Origin of the sequence: Arthrobacter sp. AZCC_0090 (assembly GCF_014207375.1) — a bacterium.
In the GTDB taxonomy this organism is placed as follows: Bacteria; Actinomycetota; Actinomycetes; order Actinomycetales; family Micrococcaceae; genus Arthrobacter.
The window spans coordinates 17,802-38,427 of the sequence record NZ_JACHEE010000003.1 but is presented as its reverse complement, the minus strand read 5'-3'; the positions used below and the strand labels follow the sequence as shown (position 1 = coordinate 38,427).

23 protein-coding genes and 1 riboswitch are annotated in these 20,626 nt (G+C 64.0%); of the genes, 11 read left to right on the top strand and 12 right to left on the bottom strand.

The genetic code is table 11. The features are described from left to right. The first annotated feature begins 34 nt into the window (after positions 1-34). Positions 35-259 (top strand): DUF3107 domain-containing protein, encoded by a 225-nt coding sequence (locus HNP00_RS05530; RefSeq protein ID WP_184736849.1) that lies wholly within the window; start codon positions 35-37, stop codon positions 257-259. A gap of 37 nt (positions 260-296) precedes the next feature. Then, entirely contained in the window at positions 297-599 is a 303-nt protein-coding gene (locus tag HNP00_RS05525; protein ID WP_184736847.1) for a hypothetical protein, read from the top strand. Positions 600-664: 65 nt separating this feature from the next. On the opposite strand, the gene HNP00_RS05520 is transcribed toward HNP00_RS05525, so the two are convergent. The 4 genes from HNP00_RS05520 to thiO form a co-directional block, all read right to left on the bottom strand. Beyond that, positions 665-1,330: a 4a-hydroxytetrahydrobiopterin dehydratase gene (locus tag HNP00_RS05520; RefSeq protein WP_184736845.1), complete on the bottom strand. Its 666-nt coding sequence runs from the start codon at positions 1,328-1,330 to the stop codon at positions 665-667. Between the two features lie 62 nt (positions 1,331-1,392). Then, complete coding sequence (locus HNP00_RS05515) at positions 1,393-2,199, bottom strand: thiazole synthase (RefSeq protein WP_184736842.1); 807 nt, start codon at positions 2,197-2,199, stop codon at positions 1,393-1,395. 3 nt (positions 2,200-2,202) lie between these two features. Then, complete coding sequence (gene thiS, locus HNP00_RS05510; RefSeq protein WP_184736840.1) at positions 2,203-2,439, bottom strand: sulfur carrier protein ThiS; 237 nt, start codon at positions 2,437-2,439, stop codon at positions 2,203-2,205. After that, complete coding sequence (thiO, locus tag HNP00_RS05505) at positions 2,436-3,761, bottom strand: glycine oxidase ThiO (RefSeq protein WP_184736838.1); 1,326 nt, start codon at positions 3,759-3,761, stop codon at positions 2,436-2,438. Before thiO ends, thiS begins: the two co-directional genes overlap by 4 nt. After that, positions 3,752-3,872, bottom strand: a riboswitch (TPP riboswitch). (Overlaps the previous gene by 10 nt.) A gap of 26 nt (positions 3,873-3,898) precedes the next feature. Here thiO and thiE point away from each other — a divergent pair. The 4 genes from thiE to HNP00_RS05485 all read left to right on the top strand — a co-directional run bounded on the left by thiE (position 3,899) and on the right by HNP00_RS05485 (position 9,001). Next, the gene (gene thiE / locus HNP00_RS05500) at positions 3,899-4,588 is read left to right on the top strand and encodes a thiamine phosphate synthase (protein ID WP_184736836.1); all 690 of its coding nucleotides are present in this window, start codon (positions 3,899-3,901) and stop codon (positions 4,586-4,588) included. Between the two features lie 37 nt (positions 4,589-4,625). Next, the gene (locus HNP00_RS05495) at positions 4,626-6,137 is read left to right on the top strand and encodes an RNB domain-containing ribonuclease (RefSeq protein ID WP_184736834.1); all 1,512 of its coding nucleotides are present in this window, start codon (positions 4,626-4,628) and stop codon (positions 6,135-6,137) included. Between the two features lie 288 nt (positions 6,138-6,425). After that, complete coding sequence (locus tag HNP00_RS05490; protein ID WP_184736832.1) at positions 6,426-8,129, top strand: DEAD/DEAH box helicase; 1,704 nt, start codon at positions 6,426-6,428, stop codon at positions 8,127-8,129. Positions 8,130-8,137: 8 nt separating this feature from the next. After that, entirely contained in the window at positions 8,138-9,001 is an 864-nt protein-coding gene (locus HNP00_RS05485; protein ID WP_184736830.1) for a site-specific DNA-methyltransferase, read from the top strand. Positions 9,002-9,017: 16 nt separating this feature from the next. Here HNP00_RS05485 and HNP00_RS05480 read toward each other — a convergent pair whose 3' ends face one another. Next, complete coding sequence (locus HNP00_RS05480; RefSeq protein ID WP_184736828.1) at positions 9,018-9,863, bottom strand: PHP domain-containing protein; 846 nt, start codon at positions 9,861-9,863, stop codon at positions 9,018-9,020. Positions 9,864-9,943: 80 nt separating this feature from the next. On the opposite strand from HNP00_RS05480, the gene HNP00_RS05475 reads away from it, so the two are divergent. Beyond that, the gene (locus HNP00_RS05475; RefSeq protein WP_184736826.1) at positions 9,944-11,527 is read left to right on the top strand and encodes an aminopeptidase P family protein; all 1,584 of its coding nucleotides are present in this window, start codon (positions 9,944-9,946) and stop codon (positions 11,525-11,527) included. 73 nt (positions 11,528-11,600) lie between these two features. Here HNP00_RS05475 and HNP00_RS05470 read toward each other — a convergent pair whose 3' ends face one another. After that, the gene (locus HNP00_RS05470; protein ID WP_184736824.1) at positions 11,601-12,422 is read right to left on the bottom strand and encodes a general stress protein; all 822 of its coding nucleotides are present in this window, start codon (positions 12,420-12,422) and stop codon (positions 11,601-11,603) included. A gap of 77 nt (positions 12,423-12,499) precedes the next feature. On the opposite strand from HNP00_RS05470, the gene HNP00_RS05465 reads away from it, so the two are divergent. From HNP00_RS05465 to HNP00_RS05455, 3 genes are read left to right on the top strand one after another with little or no spacing between them, the layout of a single operon-like run. Beyond that, positions 12,500-13,783 carry a magnesium transporter MgtE N-terminal domain-containing protein gene (locus HNP00_RS05465; protein ID WP_184736822.1) on the top strand — a complete coding sequence of 428 codons (1,284 nt, stop codon included), beginning with the start codon at positions 12,500-12,502 and terminating at the stop codon, positions 13,781-13,783. Positions 13,784-13,832: 49 nt separating this feature from the next. Beyond that, positions 13,833-14,474 (top strand): DUF1003 domain-containing protein, encoded by a 642-nt coding sequence (locus HNP00_RS05460; RefSeq protein WP_184737410.1) that lies wholly within the window; start codon positions 13,833-13,835, stop codon positions 14,472-14,474. 11 nt (positions 14,475-14,485) lie between these two features. Continuing rightward, positions 14,486-15,613, top strand: coding sequence for an Mrp/NBP35 family ATP-binding protein (locus HNP00_RS05455; RefSeq protein WP_184736820.1), 1,128 nt, complete (start codon positions 14,486-14,488; stop codon positions 15,611-15,613). Between the two features lie 2 nt (positions 15,614-15,615). Here the strand turns inward: HNP00_RS05455 and HNP00_RS05450 are convergent, their stop codons facing one another. Genes HNP00_RS05450 through sigE form a run of 3 tightly spaced genes read right to left on the bottom strand, consistent with a single transcriptional unit; the run spans position 15,616 to position 17,587 of the window. Then, positions 15,616-15,999: a twin-arginine translocase TatA/TatE family subunit gene (locus HNP00_RS05450; RefSeq protein ID WP_184736818.1), complete on the bottom strand. Its 384-nt coding sequence runs from the start codon at positions 15,997-15,999 to the stop codon at positions 15,616-15,618. 31 nt (positions 16,000-16,030) lie between these two features. Next, positions 16,031-16,909 (bottom strand): hypothetical protein, encoded by an 879-nt coding sequence (locus HNP00_RS05445; RefSeq protein ID WP_260404796.1) that lies wholly within the window; start codon positions 16,907-16,909, stop codon positions 16,031-16,033. 33 nt (positions 16,910-16,942) lie between these two features. After that, positions 16,943-17,587 (bottom strand): RNA polymerase sigma factor SigE, encoded by a 645-nt coding sequence (gene sigE, locus HNP00_RS05440; protein ID WP_184736814.1) that lies wholly within the window; start codon positions 17,585-17,587, stop codon positions 16,943-16,945. A 283-nt stretch (positions 17,588-17,870) separates the two neighbouring features. Between sigE and HNP00_RS05435 the strand changes: the two genes are divergently transcribed. Beyond that, a complete protein-coding gene (locus HNP00_RS05435; RefSeq protein ID WP_184736813.1) occupies positions 17,871-18,503 on the top strand; it encodes an O-methyltransferase in 633 nt (210 codons plus the stop codon). Positions 18,504-18,574: 71 nt separating this feature from the next. Here the strand turns inward: HNP00_RS05435 and HNP00_RS05430 are convergent, their stop codons facing one another. The 3 genes from HNP00_RS05430 to HNP00_RS05420 all read right to left on the bottom strand — a co-directional run bounded on the left by HNP00_RS05430 (position 18,575) and on the right by HNP00_RS05420 (position 20,598). After that, positions 18,575-18,742: a DUF3117 domain-containing protein gene (locus HNP00_RS05430; protein WP_009357720.1), complete on the bottom strand. Its 168-nt coding sequence runs from the start codon at positions 18,740-18,742 to the stop codon at positions 18,575-18,577. Between the two features lie 231 nt (positions 18,743-18,973). After that, a complete protein-coding gene (locus HNP00_RS05425) occupies positions 18,974-20,266 on the bottom strand; it encodes a hypothetical protein (protein ID WP_395893785.1) in 1,293 nt (430 codons plus the stop codon). Further along, positions 20,263-20,598, bottom strand: coding sequence for a DivIVA domain-containing protein (locus tag HNP00_RS05420; protein WP_184736811.1), 336 nt, complete (start codon positions 20,596-20,598; stop codon positions 20,263-20,265). Before HNP00_RS05420 ends, HNP00_RS05425 begins: the two co-directional genes overlap by 4 nt. Between the last annotated feature and the right edge of the window lie 28 nt (positions 20,599-20,626).

Below are 20,626 nucleotides of genomic sequence, written 5' to 3'. Positions count from 1 at the left end.
TGAGTAAATTCTTGATTGGCTGGGAGGCCCTGCTGTGGAAGTAAAGATCGGCATTCAGAACGTTGGCCGTGAGATCGTGCTGGAGTCCGCTCTGGATGCCGAGGCTGTCGCCAAGATCGTGGGCGAAGCCATTGCCAAGGGAACAGACTTGCGTCTCACCGACGAGAAGGGCCGCCAGGTCATCGTCCCTGGCAACGTCCTCGGCTATGTTGAGATCGGAGCCGAGGAAGTACGCAGGGTCGGTTTCGGCGCCCTCTAAGCTTTTACGTCAGAACACCAGCGAGCCAGGAGTCCGCATGCTCTCACTTGTCATCGTGGCGCTAGCCACTGTCGCTTCAGGCTTCATCGTCTGGGGAAATGACAAACATCGTGGCACGTACGGAATCGCCCTCCCGGCCGGTGTTTCGGTCGCCGTCGCCATGCTGAGTTGGATGGTCTTCATCCAACTCGGTTTTGGCTACCAGCCCGGAGTGACGTGGATTCCGTGGGTCCTCCCGGTCATTCTGGGCACTGTGGCCTCCGCGGTTGTCGCGTTTTTCCTGGGCCGCCATCGCACCCGGCACGACACCGCCCAGCTGACGGCAGCGCTGCGGCTCTAACGGACGCAACGTCTAGCGTGCGCTACATCTAGCTGACGCTGCGTCTATCAGCGCTGAAGCTCCAATTACAGATCCGGTTGGTGGCCTGCTTCGGTGCAGAGGCACAGCCTGTTTCCCTGTGAATCCGTGACCACCACCCAGTTGGGTGCGTGGTCATGGTTCATTAAAGCCCCGGTCGCGGCGGTCTTCTCCAGGGCAGGTCCCGATTCTGCCTCGCTTCGGTGGACGTCCACGTGAATCCGGTTCGGGTTCGGCGTTTCGGTGACTTGGAACCACACATTCGGCCCGCGGCCGTAGGGATCCTCGAGGTCTCCAAAGCGGCCTTTGCGGTAGCCAAGGGCAACCCGCCAGACTTCCGAAATCCCTTCGCGATCAGCAGTGTCTATCCCGACCTCAACGGTCCGGTAGAGTCCCGGTTCAGCCACGGCACCAAGCTCCGCGGCGGCTTGGCTGGCGTCGGTGGCCGCCCGGATGTCGCGCTGCGTTACCTCGCTCCCTGCGTCGTGGGAGGTGTACCGGGCAAACACGCGGTTGTACCGCCAGTCCAAGTCCGGGTGGTGGTTCTGTTGCTCGGCAATACGCCCGATGGTGGCTACCAACTCGAGTGCGGCAGCCGACGTCGGGCATTTGTAGACGGTGACGATGCTGCCGAGGCGGTATCGCCAGTCCGGCAGCTCCGCCAAAGCGTCATCGATCGCGGTCCTGGCGAGAATGTCATCCTTGCCGGCCATGGGGGCTCCTTCGCTGACGTGGAATCTTTCGCAGGATTCCCCGAGCGGCCAGCGGAAGCCCGCTAAAGGAACTCGGCCCGTCCTTCCATGGCCGAGGACGCCAGAGCGTGCTCCCGGCGCGGGATGCGGCCCGCCTGCTTCGCCAGCCTACCGGCGATGACTGCGTGTTTGAAGGCCTCGCCCATCTGCACCGGGTTCTGGGCCCGGGTCACCGCGGTGGCCAGTAGCACGGCGTCGCAACCGAGCTCCATGGCCAACGCGGCGTCGGATGCGGTGCCGATGCCGGCGTCGAGCACTACCGGCACCGAAGCGCGGGACACAATCAGCTCGATGTTGTGTGGATTCAAGATGCCCAGGCCGGTGCCGATAGGCGCGCCCAGGGGCATCACCGCCGTAGCCCCGAGGTTTTCCAGTCGAAGGGCCAGCACGGGATCGTCGTTGGTGTAGGCGAAGACCTTGAAGCCGCGGTCCACCAGTTTCTCCGTAGCATCCACCAGCTCCACGGCGTCCGGCAGGAGCGTCTGCTCGTCGGCGATGACCTCGAGCTTCACCCAATCCGTTTCCAAGGCCTCCCGGGCAAGCTCGGCCGTCATGACGGCGTCCTTGGCCGTAAAACAACCAGCGGTGTTGGGAAGGACACGGATGCCGTGGTCCACGAGCAATTGGAACAAGGAGCCTGTTTCCGTGGGCGAGTACCTCCGCATGGCAACGGTGGTGAGTTCGGTGCCCGATGCCAGCAGGGCCGCTCCCAGACCGTCGAGGCTCGGCGCCCCGCCGGTCCCCATGATGAGGCGCGAGCCGAACTCGACGCCGTCGATCACCAAGGCGTCGGTTTGGGTGCTCGTTGCTTGAGTGCTTGCTGTGGTCATGGTTCAGCCTCCCTGTACTGCGGTGACGATTTCGACTTCGTCGCCCTCTGCGAGCGCGGTGGCAGCCCACTGGCTGCGCGGCACCACTTCGGAATTGCGTGCGACGGCGATGCCGATCTTGCGTCCGTCGGCCGCCTGGCCGCTGGAGTCCACAACCCGTCCCGTGATGTGACTGACGAGGGTGGTGACAGACGCGTCGTCGCTCAGTGTGTGGTCTGCGCCGTTCAACTTGATGTTCATGCGTGGTCCTTCGGAAGGGGATTTGAGGTGGCGGCCGATAGCCCGTCTGTGGAGGCCCTTACTGCTGAAAGGGGGCGGGAGAAGCGGTCCGGGCGGAATTTGTTCCACCGGGGATCGACGGCGCCATCCATGAGTCCGACGCAGATTTTCGCCGCTGCCGGGGTGAGGAGCACACCGTGGCGGAAGAAGCCGCTCGCTAGGATGAGGCCGGGCACGGCCGTGTCCCCGCCATCCTCAGTGCCGACCCGGCCCAGCAGCGGTGCATTGTCCGGAGTGCCCGGACGGGCACGGGCAGTCGCTTCCAGGAGTTCCAGTTCGGCAACAGCCGGGACAAGTACCTGGGCGTCGCGGAGCAATTGGTACACGCCGCCGGCTGACACCGGGTTGGCCGATCCTCCGGACGCCGACAAGCCGTCTTCACGTTGCGTCGCGCCGATCACCACGGTCCCGTCGTCGCGGGGGACGATATATACGGGCACACCGCGCACCATTCCTCGTACGGTGGCGGTGACCAGGGGTTGCAGGTGGTCCGGGACGCGGAGCCGCAGTATGTCGCCATACACCGGACGCAACGGGAGCGACAGGCCATCCGGCAGTCCGTTCAACCGGGCGGCGTGCAGCCCGTTGGCAACCACTGTTTCCGTGGCGAGCACTTTGATGCCTGAGTCCAGCAAAGCCCCGACGACGCGCCCGTCCTCCCACAGGAGGCCAGCCGCAGTGTCCTGGACCGCAAAACCGCCTTCGACTCCCGGAATCCAAGTGGAATCGCCGGGCTGGTGGTCTGCCAGCGCGCCTAGAATCGCGGCTGAAAGCCGGCGCGGATCCACTTGGTGGTCGCCTGGGATGTGGAAGGCGCAGGAAATTTGCGGGCTCAACAGAGGCTCGCGCTCCCGTGCCTCACGTAGCGGCACGGATTCCACCACCAGGCCGTTGGCCAACTGGACGTCCCGGAGGTCGGCGAGCGCCCGGCGGTCCGCAGCGTCCGCGCCGACGGCGAGGGTCGGCGTCGTGCGGTATCCCGTGCTGCTTCGGGTACTTGAGCCAGTCACATCGCGTTCGAAGTCCGGCCACAATGCCGACGATTCGAGCATGAGTTCCAGGAGGTCCTCTTCCTGGTAATGCAGTTCGCTGACGGGCGCCAACATGCCCGCTGCCGCGAAGGTAGCGCCGCTGGCCGGTGCGGGATCGATCAGAACAACCGAGCGGCCGGATCTCCGGACTTCCCACGCAATGCCGAGGCCAATGACACCGCCACCGATCACCGCCACATCCGCGTGCAAAGGCTCGTGCAGGAGTTCGTGTTGAGTGTTTACTTCGTCCATGGGGTCCTTCCCTACGCCGGTACTAGCCGGATCAGGTCAAGCGGTCGGCGCTGAAGCCCTCTCAGCCGCGCGGCGATTGTGACTGCCGCCGCGGCTCCCGCGGTACCAGCCCAGTTTAGAGGAACTACTCTGTTTCCATGACCCAGCATGATGTCCACACCACTGCCCGCCTGTACCTATGCACCGACGCCCGCAAGCAGCAGGGCGACTTTGAGCAGTTTGTCGATGCCGCGTTCGAGGGCGGCGTGGACATCATCCAGCTGCGGGACAAGACCATTGAGGCGGCCGAGGAACTGGAGCTGCTGGAGGTCCTGCATTCCGTGGCGCACCGTCACGGCCGTCTCTGGGCCGTCAACGACCGAGCGGACGTGGCATCCCTCTCCGGCGCTCCGGTGTTCCATATCGGCCAGAAGGACATTCCGCTGCGCTCGGCGCGGAAGCTGCTCCACGACCCCACCATCATCGGCCTCTCCACGCACACGCCAGAACAAATTGACGCTGCCATCGCCGCTTCGCCTGGCCGCAGCGGACTGGACTACTTCTGTGTCGGACCGGTGTGGGCAACCCCCACCAAGCCGGGGCGCTCCGCCGTCGGACTCGACTTGGTGAAGTACGCCGCCAACGCCGTAAAGAAGGCAGACGAAGAGACGGTGGGCGGCGTTGTGCTCCCTTGGTTTGCGATCGGCGGCATCGATCTGAGCAACGTTGAGGAAGTGGTGCGAGCCGGTGCCAGCCGCATCGTGGTGGTGCGGGCCATCACTGACGCAGAGGATCCGACGGCGGCTGCCCAGGCACTCCTGGCTGCCCTCGACGCTGCGGCGGCCTAGCAAGACTCCACGGGATTTTGGCGTTACCCTGACTTTCGTGTCACATCAGCGGATAGCCCCGAATGTCAGCGAAACGCCGAACACGCTCGCAGAGGCGCTTGCGGCGCTTCGAACTGAGCTTGAGCTGCCCGCTGGCTATCCCCTCGACGCGCTGCGCGACGCCGAAGCTGCGGTTTCCGGCCATGCCCTGCCGACGCAGGACCAAACGGACATTCCGTTCATCACGATCGACCCGCCATCTTCCACGGACCTCGACCAAGCCCTTTTCATTGAGCGATCCGGCGATGGTTACCGGGTTCTCTACGCGATCTCCGACGTGCCCTCTTTCGTGACTCCGGGAGGGGCGCTCGACGCCGAGACCCGCCACCGCGGGCAAACGTACTATGCCCCCGATGGGCGTATACCTCTGCACCCCGAGATCATCAGCGAGCGCGCGGCAAGCCTGCTGGCTGGCCAGACCTGCGGCGCGTTCGTATGGGACTTCGAGCTCGACGCCGACGCTGAGTTCAGCACGGTCTCCGTGCGTCGGGCCAGGGTGCGCAGCCGCGCCAAGCTCGACTACAAGGGAGTCCAGGCGGAGATTGATTCGGGAACGGCGGGTCAGGTCTTGCAACTCCTCAAGGAGGTTGGGCTCAAGCGAGTGGAACTCGAACGCCGCCGCGGCGGAGCCAGCCTGAACATGCCGGAACAGGAAATCGTCCAGTTGCCCGACGGCGAGGGGTACAGGATCGTTGCGGCTCCCCCGCTGCCGGTAGAGGACTGGAACGCCCAGATTTCGCTCATGACCGGGATGGCCGCCGCCCAGCTGATGCTCGACGGAAAGGTGGGAATCCTGCGCACCATGCCCGCACCCGATGAGCGCTCGTTGCTCCATTTCAAGCGCCAGACCGGGGCGCTTGGCAAACCCTGGACCGGCGGGATCAGCTACGGCGAATATCTGCGGACCCTCGATGGCAGTGATCCGCGGCAACTGGCCATTCTCCATTCGGCGGGAATGCTCTTCCGTGGCGCCGGCTACACGCCTTTCGACGGCGAGGTGCCGGACAGCGTCATGCAGTCGGCCATTGGCGCCCCCTATGCACATGCGACCGCGCCGCTGCGGCGGCTCATCGATCGCTTTGTTCTGGTCATCTGCGAAGCACTGAGCAACGGGACCGAGATCCCCGCATGGGCACGGAACGCCCTCCCGAGCCTGCCGCAAATCATGGCCTGGTCAGACCAGCTTGCCAACCGGATGGAGCGGCTGGCTTTGGACACGGTGGAGGCCGCGCTTCTGGTGAACCATATCGGCGAGGAATTCGACGCCGTCGTCATCTCCGGATCGAAACCCGCCAAGAACAACGGCAACGGCAACAACGGGAATGGAAATGGCAATGGGAACGGCAACGGGAACGGGGTTCCACGCGGCCCTTTCGGCATCGTCCAGATCGCCGAGCCCGCAGTCACCGCTCGCTGCGACGGTGAAATGGAGTCCGGGACGAAGGTCCGCGTGAAGTTGCTCGAGGCGGACATCGCGACCCGCCAAATCACCTTCGAACTCCTCGCATAGGGCGGATCGTCCGCAGGCTTGGGACCACGATCCGGGGTTTACGGCCCCCAGACGCTAGACTGTGTGAGTAGTAATGGATGCCCGGTCGTTGATTCAGTTAATTTTTTGACATCAACAAGCCCGCCCCTACGCGATCTTGAGATACACCAGCTGGTCACCAGTGCCAGTATTTAGATAGCCCGCGATCGGCTTCCACTGGATTTGCTTGCGCCCATTCGTGCTCCGGAACGGCCCTGCCACCACCGTTGAGCACGCAGCGCAGCCCAAATGAATAAGGAAAACTCCACTGTGAGTGAATTGCACACCCATGAAGTTCTGACAGACGGAACCGAAACGATCGAACCCGAGGAAACCATTTCCTCGGACGAAACGCCGCACGAGATCGCAGAAAAGTCCTTCGCCGACTACAACGTCCGCGCCGACATCGTTGAATCGCTCGCCGACGCCGGAATCACCCACCCCTTCCCCATCCAGGCCATGACCCTCCCGGTAGCCCTCGGCGGACACGACATCATCGGCCAGGCCAAGACCGGTACCGGAAAGACCCTCGGCTTCGGAATCCCGGCGCTGCAGCGCGTCGTCGGACCAAGCGACGCCGGCCATGACAAGCTCGCAGTTCCCGGCGCACCCCAGGCCCTGGTGATTGTTCCTACCCGCGAACTCGCCGTTCAGGTGGCCAACGACCTCCAGACGGCGTCCCGGAAGCGCAACGCGCGCATCGCCACGATCTACGGCGGCCGTGCTTACGAACCGCAAATCGAAGCCTTGCAGAAGGGAGTCGAGGTGGTTGTCGGTACGCCCGGCCGCCTGATCGACCTCTACAAGCAGAAGCACCTGAGCCTCAAGAACGTTCGCATGGTGATTCTCGACGAAGCAGACGAGATGCTGGACCTCGGCTTCCTTCCGGACGTCGAGACCCTGATTGCCGGCACTCCCGCCGTCCGCCAGACCCTGCTCTTCTCGGCCACCATGCCTGGCCCGGTCATTGCCATGGCCCGTCGCTACATGACGCAGCCCACGCACATCCGTGCCGCGGACCCGAACGACGAAGGCTTGACGAAGCGCGACATCCGCCAGTTGATCTACCGTGCCCACAGCATGGACAAGACCGAGGTCGTCGCTCGCATCCTGCAGTCCCGCGGCCGCGGCCGGACCATCATCTTCACCAAGACGAAGCGCACCGCCGCCAAGGTTGCCGAGGAACTCGTGGATCGCGGCTTCGCTGCCGCGGCCATCCACGGCGACCTCGGCCAAGGTGCGCGTGAACAGGCGCTGCGCGCCTTCCGCAACAACAAGGTCGATGTCCTGGTGGCCACTGATGTCGCGGCCCGTGGCATCGACGTTGACGACGTCACGCACGTCATCAACTACCAGTGCGTCGAAGACGAGAAGATCTACCTGCACCGCGTTGGACGCACCGGCCGCGCCGGCAACAAGGGCACCGCCGTCACGTTTGTCGATTGGGACGACGTCCCCCGCTGGGCCCTCATCAACAAGGCCCTGGGCTTGAATTCCCCCGAGCCTGTTGAGACATACTCTTCGTCCCCGCACCTGTTCTCCGACCTGGACATTCCGGAAGGCACTAAAGGCCGTCTCCCCCGCAACCAGCGCACCCTTGCGGGCGTCGACGCCGAGGTCCTCGAAGACCTGGGCGAGACCGGCAAGAAGAACTCCCGTTCCAGTGGCGATTCCGGGCGTGGGCGCTCCAGCCGAGACGGCGGACGCGACAGTGGCCGCCGCGGCGCGAAGTCCGGCGACGCTCCCTCCCGCGAGGGCAGCGGCGAGGGTGGACGCAACCGCACCCGCCGCCGTCGTACGTCCGAGGGCGAGGCAGCCCCTGCCGAAGGTACCGCTCAGTCTGCCGAACCCCAGTCCGGTCAGTCCGGCGAGGGCGCGGACAAGCCTGCACGCGCTCGCCGTTCCCGCACCCGCCGCCGCAACGGCGAAGTGGTGTCCGCTTCCGGTGCTTCCGCCGAGAGCACCGAGGCTTAACGGCCTCAATGACTGACACTGTTTGGGCGCCGGACGGCAGCAACTTGGTGGTACACGCGGACAACGCGGATTTCCTCCCGACGCTGCCGGACGGCGCCTTCACACTGATCTATGTGGACCCGCCCTTCAACACGGGCCGTGTCCAGAGCCGCCAGGAAACGCGCATGGTCCGCAATGCCGAAGGCGACGGCGACCGCGTCGGCTTCAAGGGCCGCTCCTATGACACCATCAAGGGCGCCCTGCACAGCTACGACGACGCCTTCAGCGACTACTGGTCCTTCCTGGAACCACGGCTCCTGGAAGCCTGGCGGCTGCTCGCCGACGACGGCACCTTGTACCTGCATCTCGACTACCGCGAGGTGCATTACGCCAAGGTCATGTTGGACTCGATCTTCGGCCGGGAGTGTTTCCTGAACGAGATCATCTGGGCCTACGACTACGGCGCCCGCGCGAAGAACCGCTGGCCCACCAAGCACGACAACATCCTCGTGTACGTCAAGAATCCCGCCAAGTACCACTTCGACAATGCCGAAGTGGACCGCGAGCCGTACATGGCGCCTGGCCTCGTGACGCCAGCCAAGCGGGAGCTGGGGAAGCTTCCCACCGACGTCTGGTGGCACACCATCGTTTCGCCCACCGGCAAGGAAAAGACCGGCTATCCAACGCAAAAACCGGAAGGCCTGGTCCGGCGGATCGTTACGGCATCCAGCCGGCCAGGAGACTGGTGCCTGGACTTTTTTGCCGGTTCCGGCACGCTCGGATCCGTCGCGTCGAAACTGGATCGAAGGTTCGTGTGCGTGGACCAAAACGCACCGGCTATCGACGTGATGCGGAAGCGCCTGGACGGCAAGGCGACGTTTTACCCGAACTAGCTCTGCGGGACCTCCGTCAGCGGATCACCGAACTCCCCGTGCCGAGTTCCTCGATGAGGGCCAGGACCTCCGGGGACGTCAGGTTCTCCCCGAACAGATTGGGCTTGCCGGTTCCGTGGTAGTCGGAGGAACCCGTCATGAACAGCCCATGCTCGGCAGCCAGGCGCCGCAGGAACACGCGGCCTTCCTCGGGGTTGTCCCGGTGCTCCACTTCCAGCCCTTGCAGTCCGGCGTCGATCATTTCCCGGTAAGTCCGTTCGCCGACCACACGGCCGCGGGCCGAGGCGACCGGATGGGCGAAGACGGGCACGCCACCCGCCGCACGGACGAGCTCGACGGCGAGCGCCGGGTCCGGTGCGTAGTGCTGCACGAAGTAGCGCGAGTGTGAGGTGAGGATCGCGGTGAAAGCCTCGGAGCGGTCCGCTACTGCGCCGGCCGCCACAAGGGCGTCGGCGATATGCGGACGGCCAACGGTCGCGCCAGGAGCCACATGGTGGATGACGTCGTCCCAGCTCAAGGGATAGTCCTCGGCCAAGAGCGTGACCATCCGCTTGGCGCGGGTGAGCCTCGCGTCCTTCGCCTTGGTGATTTCTTCAAGCAGGCCGGGATGATCTGGATCGTGGAGATAGCTCAGCAGATGGACACTGATCCCCTCCCGGGTGCGGCAGGATATCTCCATCCCCGGCACGAAGGCCACACCGAATTCCAGGGCGGCAGCGGACGCCTGATCCCAGCCATCGGTGGAGTCGTGGTCTGTCAGGGCCACCACATCCAGGCCCGCTGCAGACGCCGAGGCGATCACTCCCGCGGGAGCCTCGGTCCCGTCGGAAACATTGGAGTGCGCGTGCAGGTCGATCTTCACTTTCCAAGCCTATTTGATCAGGGGCGGCTTGGACCGTTGCGGCGTTGGCCTAGTGTCGGCCTTGATGGGACGATGGGACGGTGAACGATGCAGATAACACCCAAAACGGTGAAACCACAGCCTCCCAGCCCCTGGAGGAGCGCGTCAACAACCGCTCCCAGCGGCCCACATCCGATGCCTTCAAGGCGTTCATGGCCAGCAATTGGGCGCCTGCCCCGCAGGTGACCCCTGCGCGCGACGCCGTCGCAGACCACGCCGCCACGCGTCGTCGGGCCATCTCCGCCAAGTTTGCCGGTGTGCGCCTCGTCGTACCGGCGGGCCCTCTCAAGGTCCGCTCGAACGACTGCGACTACCGCTTCCGCCCCCACTCCGGCTTTGCGCACCTCACCGGATTGGGCCTGGACCACGAGCCCGATGCCGTGCTGGTCCTGGAACCTGTCGAGGAAGGAACCGGCGACGACGGCGGCAACCACCTCGCCACGCTCTACTTCCGTCCGCTGGCCGGCCGGGACACGGAACAGTTCTACGCCGACTCCCGCTCCGGTGAGTTCTGGATCGGCGCCCGTCCCACGCTCGCCGAATTCGAGGCACGCTTCGGACTCAAGACCGCTCATATCGACGAACTCGAGATGGCCATCACCAAGAACGTGGGCGCCGCGGAAATCGGCGGAATCTCCATCCGCCTGGTCCGCAAGGTGGACGAGAACATCGATGCCCTCGTAGACACCGCCCGCTACAACACGGCCAAAGATCCGGAGAACCTGGACCTCAGCGAACTCGATGCCCTGGACGAACTCCTCAGCGAGGCTCTCTCCGAGCTTCGACTTCTCAAGGACCCTTGGGAAGTCGAGCAAATGAAGATCGCTGTCGCGGCTACGGTCGAGGGTTTCGCCGACGTGGTCCGCGCCCTCCCCCGCGCCATGACCCATCACCGCGGCGAACGCGTCGTCGAAGGCGCCTTCTTCGCCCGTGCTCGCGAAGAAGGCAACGAACTCGGTTACGACACCATCGCGGCCGCCGGAAACAACGCCACAGTGCTGCATTGGACCCGGAACACGGGAAAGGTCAACGCCGGGGAGCTCCTGCTCCTGGACGCTGGCGTGGAGGCAGATTCGCTCTACACAGCGGACGTAACCCGCACCATTCCGGCCAACGGAAAGTTCTCGGACGTCCAGCGCAAGGTCTACGAAGCCGTCCTTGACGCCGCAGACGCCGGATTTGCCGCAGCCCAGCCGGGTGTGAAGTTCCGCGACATCCACACCGCCGCCACCACGGTCCTTGCCGAGCGCCTCGCCGAGTGGGGTTTGCTGCCAGTCTCTGTGGAAGAAGCCATCAGTCCCGATGGCCAGCAGCACCGCCGCTGGATGCCGCACGGGACCAGCCACCACCTGGGCCTGGACGTCCACGACTGTGCCCAGGCCAAGCGCGATCTCTACCTGGACGGAGTGCTCACCGAGGGCATGGTGTTCACCATAGAACCCGGGCTCTACTTCAAGAACGAGGACCTCGCCATTCCGGAGGAATACCGCGGAATCGGCGTCCGGATCGAGGATGACATCCTGATGACCGCCGACGGTCCCGTCAACCTCAGCGCGGCTCTCCCCCGCAAGGCGGACGACGTCGAGGCCTGGATGGCAGGCATCTACCAGGACGAAGAAGCCTAATCACTGAGGCAAACGCACGAGGAGGGCTACCGGAGAGATCCGGTAGCCCTCCTCTTTGCGCTGGGTGGCCTGACTACTGTTTGGCCGCGTCCTCACCGTCAGCATCCTGTTTCTGGCCGTTTCCGGCGTCGTTCACCCGCACACCGTACTGCGGCCGGCCGTCCGGAAGGTCCGGGTAGCGCACGCCGGTGGTGGGCGGTGCCGCCTGGACTGGAACCTCCGCGGCCGGCTGGGCTGGCGCACCGGTTGCTTCCTGTCCGGCCTCGGGTCCACGCTGACCGTAAGGGTCCTGCCAGGAAGCTGGCCGTTCCGGCGCCGGACCCTGCGGTCCGGGCTGGACCGGCGGGTTCTGGTAGTCCTGCGGCGTGTACGCCTGAGGCGGCCGGCCGAACGCCGCCTCGGACGGATTCATCGGCAATTGATGAAGGAGTCGGCGGGCTTCCTGCGATGCTTCCAGCGCGACAATGACGTCATAGTTCGTCGCCACTACCTGACTGGTGGACGTGAAATCCCGCTTCCCGCGCTGGGCGGCATACGTGACGATCCCGAAGAGCATGAAGAACGCCGCACCCATGAGGACCGATGTCACAATCGAGAACGGGCCCCCGGCCGGGGTGAAGAACGACAGCATGACCCCAACGAACAGGCCGAACCACATGCCGCTCAGGGCGCCTGACAGTGCGACGCGCGGGTAGCTCAGCCGTCCCGTTACCCGTTCGACCATTTTGAGGTCGTTTCCCACAATGGAGACATGCTGGACCGGGAACTGCTGGTCAGCCAGATAATCCACCGCTTTCTGGGCATCGAGATAGGAGGTGTAGGAGCCCACCGTGTCACCTTTGGGGACACTGCGGGATTCCTCCGTGGCCTTAGGGGCACCGAAAATGTTCGCCATACCCCCCATTCTGTCCCATACACATGTGAAGCGGCTGAAATTCAGCTAAAAGAGAGCAGACTCGGTAGCCTGTAACTGTGAGCACAAATCCTTCACGCGTCTTTGTTGCGCGCCTGCTCGGCCTCGATGTCTTCGACCCCCTGGGGGATCGTTTGGGCCGGCTGCGCGATGTCGTGGTGCTCTCGCGCGGCTTGCGCGGGGCCCCGCACGCAGTGGGCATCGTCGTCGAAGTTCCGGGCAAGAAGCGCGTTTTCGTTCCCATGACCCGGCTGACGTCCATGGACCAGGGCCAGATCATTTGCACCGGGCTGGTCAACCTCCGCCGCTTCCAGCAACGCGGTGCAGAGCAACTGGTGGTCGGCGAGCTCTTTGACCGCAAAGTGACGCTCAAGGACGGCAGTGGCGAGGCCATCATCGAAGATATCGCCATGGACCAGCAGCGCAACGGCGACTGGTTGGTCTCCAAGCTCTTCATTCGCCGTGGGACGTCGACCTCCAGGCTTCGGGGGCTGCGCCGGGGCCACACTCTTCTCGTGGACTGGGCGGACACCCTGCAGGGCTCCGAGAACGATCCCCAGGGTGCCAGCCACTTCGTTGCCACCCACGAAGACCTCAAACCGGCCGACTTTGCCGACGCACTCCAGGAAATGTCGGACAAGCGCCGGATTGAAGTGGCCAGCGAGCTCCAGGACGAACGCCTGGCCGACGTTCTCCAGGAATTGCCGGAAGAAGACCAGGTGACGCTCCTGTCCGCATTGGACAACGAACGCGCAGCCGACGTGCTGGAAGAAATGGACCCGGACGACGCCGCAGACCTGCTGGCGGACCTGCCCTCCGCGAAGGCCGAGGAATTGCTGCTCTTGATGGAGCCGGACGAAGCGGACGACGTCCGCCGGCTCCTGCAGTACGACGAGGACACCGCCGGCGGCCTGATGACCCCGGTCCCCGTCATTCTGCCCCCGGAAGCTACCGTCGCTGAAGCGCTTGCCCATGTGCGGAGCGAAGAACTATCCCCCGCTCTGGCCTCTGCCATCTTTATCTGCCGCCCGCCGTTGGAGACCCCCACGGGACGATTCCTCGGCGTCGTGCACATCCAGCAGTTGCTCCGCAGCGCCCCGCCGGAACAGTTGGGCAGCATCGTGGACAAGAACTTGGAACCGGTTTCCGATCACGCCAGCGTCAGCGAAGTCAGCCACACCATGGCCTCCTACAACCTTAATTCCCTCCCGGTCGTCAACAGCGCCGGTCGCTTGGTGGGGGCGGTGACTGTTGATGACCTTCTGGACCATTTGCTCCCGGACGACTGGCGAACCCACGATGATGGAGCTCCGATCAGGAAACTAGGAGGCCGAATTGGCTGAGAAGCCCACTAGCGGAGGCCTGGACACCCCGCTTGAGCTGCGTTCCCGTATGCTGCCGAATTTTGGCAATGATCCCGATGCTTTCGGCCGATTTGCCGAGCGCTTTGCCCGCTACATGGGCACGGCGAATTTCCTATTCTACATGACGATCTTCGTCGTCGTCTGGATCGCGTTCAACGTTGTCGGCTTATTCGGCTTCCAATGGGATCCCTACCCGTTCATCCTCCTCAATCTCTTCTTCTCCACGCAGGCGTCCTACGCAGCACCGCTGATCCTGTTGGCACAGAACCGCCAAGACGACAGGGACCGGGTAACGATCGAGCAGGACAGGGCACGCGATGAGCGCAACCTGGCCGACACGGAATACCTGACCCGTGAGGTCGCCGCTCTTCGCATCGTCCTGCGCGAAGTCGCCACGAGGGACTACGTGCGCGCCGAACTCCGCTCGCTGCTGTCCGATCTGCTTGAAGCCCAGGAAGAGCTGGGTACGAACAATTCAAATGGCTCCAACGGCGGCGAGAAAGCCAAGGACAAAGTCAAGGACAAGCGCGACAAACAGCGCAATCCCCGCACACAGCAGATCCCCAAAATCCACCCTGCGCATTCCAGCGCCACGCAACCTGAATCCGGACTCTCGACCGTCGGAACCTCGCCGAGGCCGCATTCAGGTTCCGACCAGCCTGAAAGCTGAACATCCACCCCATGAGCACACCATCCGTCGAGGCCCTCAACGCTGCCTTGGCAACCGTCATCGATCCCGAACTCCGCCGTCCCATCACTGAGTTGGGAATGCTGGATTCGGTAGAAACCAGTGCGGACGGAACGGTCCGGGTTGCTGTGTTGCTGACCATCGCCGGGTGTCCCCTGCGTGACACCATCACGGCCGACGCCACCGCCGCCCTCACTCGGGTTCCGGGAGTAACCGGCGTCGATGTCGAGCTCAAGGTCATGACGCAGGAACAACGCGATGCCCTCAAGGAACGGCTGCGTGGCGCTGGCGGGCAACGCGGAATTCCCTTCAACGAACCGGGCTCGCTGACGAAGGTATTTGCGGTGGCCAGCGGCAAAGGCGGCGTGGGAAAGTCCTCGGTGACCGTCAACCTTGCGTGCGCCCTTGCAGCCCAGGGGCTTCGCGTGGGGATCGTCGACGCCGATGTCCACGGTTTCTCCGTCCCGGCCCTCATGGGCATCACGCAGCAGCCCACACGCGTGGACGACATGATCCTCCCGCCGGTTGCCTACGGCGTGAAGGTGATCTCCATTGGCATGTTTGTTTCCGGTAACAAAGCAGTGGCCTGGCGTGGTCCCATGTTGCACCGGGCCTTGGAGCAATTCCTCACTGACGTCTATTTCGGCGACCTCGATGCCCTGTTCCTGGATCTGCCCCCCGGCACTGGAGACATCGCCATCTCAGTGGCGCAGTTGCTTCCCAACGCCGAGATCCTCGTGGTGACCACCCCACAGGCCGCCGCAGCCGATGTTGCCGAGAGGGCAGGGACCATCGCAACGCAGACCGGCCAAAAGCTTGCAGGGGTCGTGGAGAACATGTCCTTCTTGGAGATGCCCGACGGCGGCCGGATGGAATTGTTCGGGAGCGGCGGCGGGCTGGTCCTGGCTGAGCGGCTGAGTGCCGCCGTCGGAACCGATGTACCGCTGCTGGGACAGATCCCCTTGGATATCCGCTTGCGCGAAGGCGGCGACGCGGGGCGCCCAGTGGTGTTGACGGCTCCGGAGACGGCCGCAGCACAGGCTCTTCAAAGCATCGCGGGCAAACTCAACGCCAAGCCCCGCGGCCTGGCGGGAATGTCCCTTGGGATCCAACCAAAATAGCTTTAGGTAGCCTCCGAGTCGAAGGGTGCCTCCTCCCCGACGGAAAGCCGTTCTACAACCCTCTCAGGAGCCTTCGGCGCGGCGTCCTCGGCGACTGCAGCGACAGGTGCACCGGCGCTGACGGGCTTGGGGTCGTCGTCGAGCAGTGCTTCCTTGATGATCCGGCGCGGATCGTACTGACGCGGGTCATATTTCTTCCAGTCGACTTCATCGATGTCGATGCCGACTTCTTCTTTGATCTGCTCACGGGCACCGGAGGCCATACGCCGCAGTTCCTTGACCAGATTCGCCAACTTCCGGGTGTATTCGGGCAAACGGCTGGGACCGATCACGATTACGCCGATGATCAGCAGGATCAGAAACTCCGGGCCATTGATTCCAAACACGTATCGAAGATTACCTTGTCCGTTAGCCCGCTCAGAAACCTGCCAGGCCGGCCAGGGCACGGAGTCCCCGCTGCAGCCGTTCATTCCATGTGCCTGCGGTGCTGGCGGCGGGCACGGCAGCCAGTGAATCGCCCGCCTTCACGAGTTCAGGAATGGCTCCGGCAGCTTGATCGGCAGGCACATCGGAGGAATAGCGCAGCACGGCCACCGGCGAGGCGTAGACTGCCTGCCACGGAGCTCCCCGGGTGATGGAAAGCTGGGTCCCGGACGTGCCGCTACCCTCGAGGTGCTCCTCCACCAGGGTCGCGTGATGGTCACCGTTGCTAAGGTGCAGCTCCACTGCCGGGTGCCCGTCCTGCATCATGGCCCGGGCGGAAACCACGTGGTAACCCATACTTGCCATCTCGGGGCACGCCCAGCCGTCTTTCCGAAGTTCCGACAGCTGCTGCTCACTCAGGCCGACAGTTCCCGCCACGGTGACCGGCAGGCTCAGCTGCGAACCCGTCACGGGGAGCTGCTGGTCCGCGTTCCCTGCCACGCTCGAACCGACCAAGGTCCGGACTTCCTGCTCTCCGCGGTTCGACGCCGGTGGCGCGACTTCGCCGCCAAGCGCGTAGGCCGTCACCGCAAGGATTCCGGCACTGACAGCGAGCCCGCTCGCCGTGACGCTGACCAGCCGGATGCCGCGCCGCACGCTTCGCTGGGGCACCGGGCGGTCGGGGGACTCGGATTGTGCCAAGCGTTGGGTGTGTTCGATCAACCGGTTGGTGAAATCCTGGCTGGCTTCGGGGACGGCGGCACGGCGAAGCCGTTCCAGATACTGCCGTTCCCGGAGCACTGCGGCTTGGCATTCAGAGCATTCCTGCAAGTGGCCGGGGGCGCGGCTGTGCCGGATGTTTCCCCGATTCAAGCCACGCCTTCCGTTCAGTAAACCCATCGGCGACTAAAGGAGGCCGGCGATGCGCGGGATCTTAAGCCGTGGCTTGCGTGCTTGAACCGGACGCGGATCACGGTGGGCAAGCTTTTCGCGGAGCATGGTCCGGCCTCGGTGGATGCGGGACCTGACGGTCCCGAGCTTCACGCCCAGGGCTTCGGCGACTTCGTCGTAGGACAGGCCTTCAAGATCGCAAAGGACGACGGCGGCACGAAAGTCCGGCGGGAGTTCTTCCAAGGCGCGCTGGACGTCGAGGTCTAGGTTGTTCAGCTCGAAGCTCTGCTCAGGTCCGGGTTCACGCCCGGGCAGCCGGGATTCGGCGTCCTCGGCCAAGGCATCGAAGCGGATGCGGCTCTTCCGGCGGGCCTGGTCGAGGAAGAGGTTGGTGGTGATGCGGTGCAACCAGCCGTCGAGGGTGCCTGGCTTAAAGTTTTCGAGCGAACGGAAAACTCGGACGAAGACTTCCTGGGTGAGGTCCTCGGCGTCGAACTTGTTTCCCGTTAGCCGATAGGCAAGGCGGAAGACCTTGGCAGAGTGGTTTTCCACCACTTCTTCCCAACTGGGCCTGACCCATTCTTCCGCGGGCGGAGCCGTGTCGGTGGAACTCAGGACTGCTGCCGTTGTCTGGACTGGCGCAGCACTTGATGCCCGCATCGTCCACTCCCCTCAAACTGTTTGTCATCCTGCCGGTCACACCCTGCCGGTCACTCAGGAGTTCGGTGCCGACCGTCACTTGGATGGTCGGATATACATCATCCCAGTGTTATCTGAAAGTTTGCTGATCGCAGGCGCGCTTTTCCCGCAGAGCGAACACTATCCGAAGGACACCCGCAAGCCACCGGGAAGACACAGAATTTCGGGCCGCGGGCGTCCGGGCTGGGCGGCCCGTAGACAGTAGTCTGGAAGCAATACCCCTCTGCCTGGAAAGCGAACCCCCATGAGTGCCGACAAGTCAACCAGCTGGTCCTATGCAGAAGATCTGCCTGCCGAGGACGACGTGTTGCTTCGCGCCCGTGAACGCTCCTTCGAGCTGGGCGTCAGCCCTGTCAGCCCCGGGGTCGGCGCCGTGCTGACGGTCCTGGCTGCGGCATCGAAGGCCCAGACCGTTGTGGAGGTCGGTTCCGGGGCAGGAGTCTCCGGGGTGTGCCTTCTGCGCGGCCTCAGCCCGCAGGCTGTCCTGACCACCATTGATGTCGACGTCGAACACCTCAAGGCCGCCCGGGAGGCCTTCTTGGAATCCGGCAGCCCCGCGAACCGCACCCGGACCATCTCCGGCCGTGCAGCCGACGTCTTGCCACGCCTTACAGATTCCGCGTACGACCTCGTGTTCATCGATGCTGACAAACCGAACTTCCCCGGCTACGTTGAGCAAGCCATCAGGTTGCTGAAGTCGGGCGGAACGCTGGTCATCAATGACGCTCTGGACAAGGACAAGGTTTCCAACCCGGCCGCCAGGGACAGCACTACCGTGGTGCTACGCCAGATCGGCAAGGCCATCCGCGACGACGAACGGCTCTCTTCCGCGATGCTTCCCACAGGTGACGGCTTGCTGGTTGCGGTCAAGAAGTAGCCTGCACGAGGAATCAACCTTAAACATGAAAGCAGGGCGCCGGCACTTCCGCCGGGCCCTGCCCAGTGAATCTATTCGGTAACGCCTACGAGGCATTCCTTGAGGTTCGCCGCTTCTGCTGCGTTGAGCTCGACCACTAGCCGTCCTCCGCCTTCGAGCGGCACACGCATGATCAGGCTGCGGCCCTCTTTGGTTACTTCCATAGGGCCGTCGCCAGTACGTGGTTTCATAGCCGCCATTAGGAAAATCCCCTCCAGTTGTCCCAAATCCCGCCAACCCGGCCGGGCTGGCTCCGCGTGGAATGTACGGCGTCGACAGTCATGGCAGTTCAGTCGTCGTCGCCGAGCACCCGAGGGTGCTTTTTGTCCTTGCTTGTGTCCATTATCTCGTAATTACCCGCCCGTAGCTAATTGATGGATTTTTCCCGTCGGGCCGTGATCACGCTTGAACAGGCCAAACGTCGCGCGGAGTCACGGTGGATAGTCGCCGCCGCCCGGCAGCGGCGCCCACGCCCAGAGCCAGACAATCCAGACGATCTGGAGCAGGACGAACATGAGCACCACCGTGCCCCGGTAAGCCCTCGAGCGGGACAACCACGCCGCGCTGAGCGCCAGTGGGAACAAGGGCAGGAGCATCCGGAACGTACTCGTCTGAGGGTGCAGGAAGACCAGAAGATAACCCATGTAACACGTGCACCATAGCCTCAGCTCGGTGCCCAGGGCCCGGACCGGCTTGCTCAGCATCAGCGCGGCAAAGGCGGCGACGAACACAAACGGCGCCAAGATACCGAGAACTGGCCCGAAGAGCATTTGACCGGTATCGAACCACGGTTTGAACGGAACGAGGTCGTCCCCGCGCCACACGGTTTCGGTTTTGGTGTAGGCCAGCGGATCCCCCGTGGCAGCCCAGGCTATGGCCGGCCAAGCTAGAGCCCCTGCCGCACTGACCACCACAAGCGCCGCAAGCGATGCGAGTTCCCGGAACGTGGGAACCGTCGGGGCTGGGGGAACAGGCCCGACGGCGGGAACGGACAGTTCCGTGGGCACAGCGGCTTGCCTTGGGGGGCGTCCAAACCTTTGCCAGAGGTGCTGCAGCAGGAGCAGGCCCGCCATGGCCGCGAAGGGCAGGCCGGTGGGCCGCGACAGGCACATGAGCAGTACCACGGGCATCGCTGCGAGGTATTTTCGGCGCACCACAAGCAGAAGCGATCCCGCCAGCAGCAGGAGATTGAGGGATTCCGCGTAAGGTACCTGCAGGACGGGCGAGACGGGAAATGTCGAGAAGAAGACCACTCCCCAGAGCGCTGTGCGGCGCCCGGCGTAGTCCCGGAATAGTTTGTAAACGACCATGGCCGCCACAAGCCCGGCTACCATGGCAATGGCCGTCAAGGCCGGAAGGGTCGCCAATCCCGTGATGGCACCGAGGGCCCTGCCGAGGTAGGGAAACAGGGCGTAGAACGCCCACGAATTTTCAGCGACATTCCCGCTCGCGTTAAGGGGCAGAACGGACGGATAGCCGTTGTTCGCCGCTTCGGCGTACCAGCGCCCATCCCAGATAGTGATGAAGTTCCAGTAGTCGGGCGCGGGCGGGAACCACGGATTGACGCCTTGCTGCAATGCCGCAGCCATGAAAATACAAGCGCTCACGAGCCTCGCGGCGATGTAGACGAGGGTGACTTGAACCCACCACGGCCAGCTCGCAGCATGGGCTGCGACGCGGCCCAGTCTTCCCAGCGGCGGCCGCGCTTCGAGCGACTGCGTCACGCCTTCGGTTCTTCCGGATTCCCGGCTGTTTCCAAGGCTCTTTTCAGCCGTTCGATTTCCTTCTCCTGGATGGTCAGCTGATCCCTCAGCTCATCGAGCACCTCATCCACCTGGTCCATCCGGTAGCCCCGCAATCCGAGCGCAAAACGCACGCGGTCGACGTCGGACGCCTTGGCTCCGGCCGGTAACAGAACCGGCGGCAGGTTCGGGACGGGTTCATCCAACCCTGCGCCGGAGTCGCGGCTGGATTTCGCCATTCCGGCGCCGAGGAACAACACCGCACCGACCAGGGCGATCGCGATAAAGACCAGAAAGAAGCTCACAATAACCATCGTGCCAGACTCACCTGAGAGCTGACTG

Excerpts from the sequence above, each read along its gene's own strand:
- HNP00_RS05525 (WP_184736847.1), top strand. The coding sequence starts at position 297 with ATGCTCTCACTTGTCATCGTGGCGCTAGCCACTGTCGCTTCAGGCTTC.
- HNP00_RS05520 (WP_184736845.1), bottom strand. The coding sequence starts at position 1,330 with ATGGCCGGCAAGGATGACATTCTCGCCAGGACCGCGATCGATGACGCT.
- HNP00_RS05515 (WP_184736842.1), bottom strand. The coding sequence starts at position 2,199 with ATGACCACAGCAAGCACTCAAGCAACGAGCACCCAAACCGACGCCTTG.
- thiS (WP_184736840.1), bottom strand. The coding sequence starts at position 2,439 with ATGAACATCAAGTTGAACGGCGCAGACCACACACTGAGCGACGACGCG.
- thiO (WP_184736838.1), bottom strand. The coding sequence starts at position 3,761 with ATGGACGAAGTAAACACTCAACACGAACTCCTGCACGAGCCTTTGCAC.
- thiE (WP_184736836.1), top strand. The coding sequence starts at position 3,899 with ATGACCCAGCATGATGTCCACACCACTGCCCGCCTGTACCTATGCACC.
- HNP00_RS05485 (WP_184736830.1), top strand. The coding sequence starts at position 8,138 with ATGACTGACACTGTTTGGGCGCCGGACGGCAGCAACTTGGTGGTACAC.
- HNP00_RS05470 (WP_184736824.1), bottom strand. The coding sequence starts at position 12,422 with ATGGCGAACATTTTCGGTGCCCCTAAGGCCACGGAGGAATCCCGCAGT.
- HNP00_RS05460 (WP_184737410.1), top strand. The coding sequence starts at position 13,833 with ATGCTGCCGAATTTTGGCAATGATCCCGATGCTTTCGGCCGATTTGCC.
- HNP00_RS05455 (WP_184736820.1), top strand. The coding sequence starts at position 14,486 with ATGAGCACACCATCCGTCGAGGCCCTCAACGCTGCCTTGGCAACCGTC.
- sigE (WP_184736814.1), bottom strand. The coding sequence starts at position 17,587 with ATGCGGGCATCAAGTGCTGCGCCAGTCCAGACAACGGCAGCAGTCCTG.
- HNP00_RS05435 (WP_184736813.1), top strand. The coding sequence starts at position 17,871 with ATGAGTGCCGACAAGTCAACCAGCTGGTCCTATGCAGAAGATCTGCCT.
- HNP00_RS05430 (WP_009357720.1), bottom strand. The coding sequence starts at position 18,742 with ATGGCGGCTATGAAACCACGTACTGGCGACGGCCCTATGGAAGTAACC.
- HNP00_RS05420 (WP_184736811.1), bottom strand. The coding sequence starts at position 20,598 with ATGGTTATTGTGAGCTTCTTTCTGGTCTTTATCGCGATCGCCCTGGTC.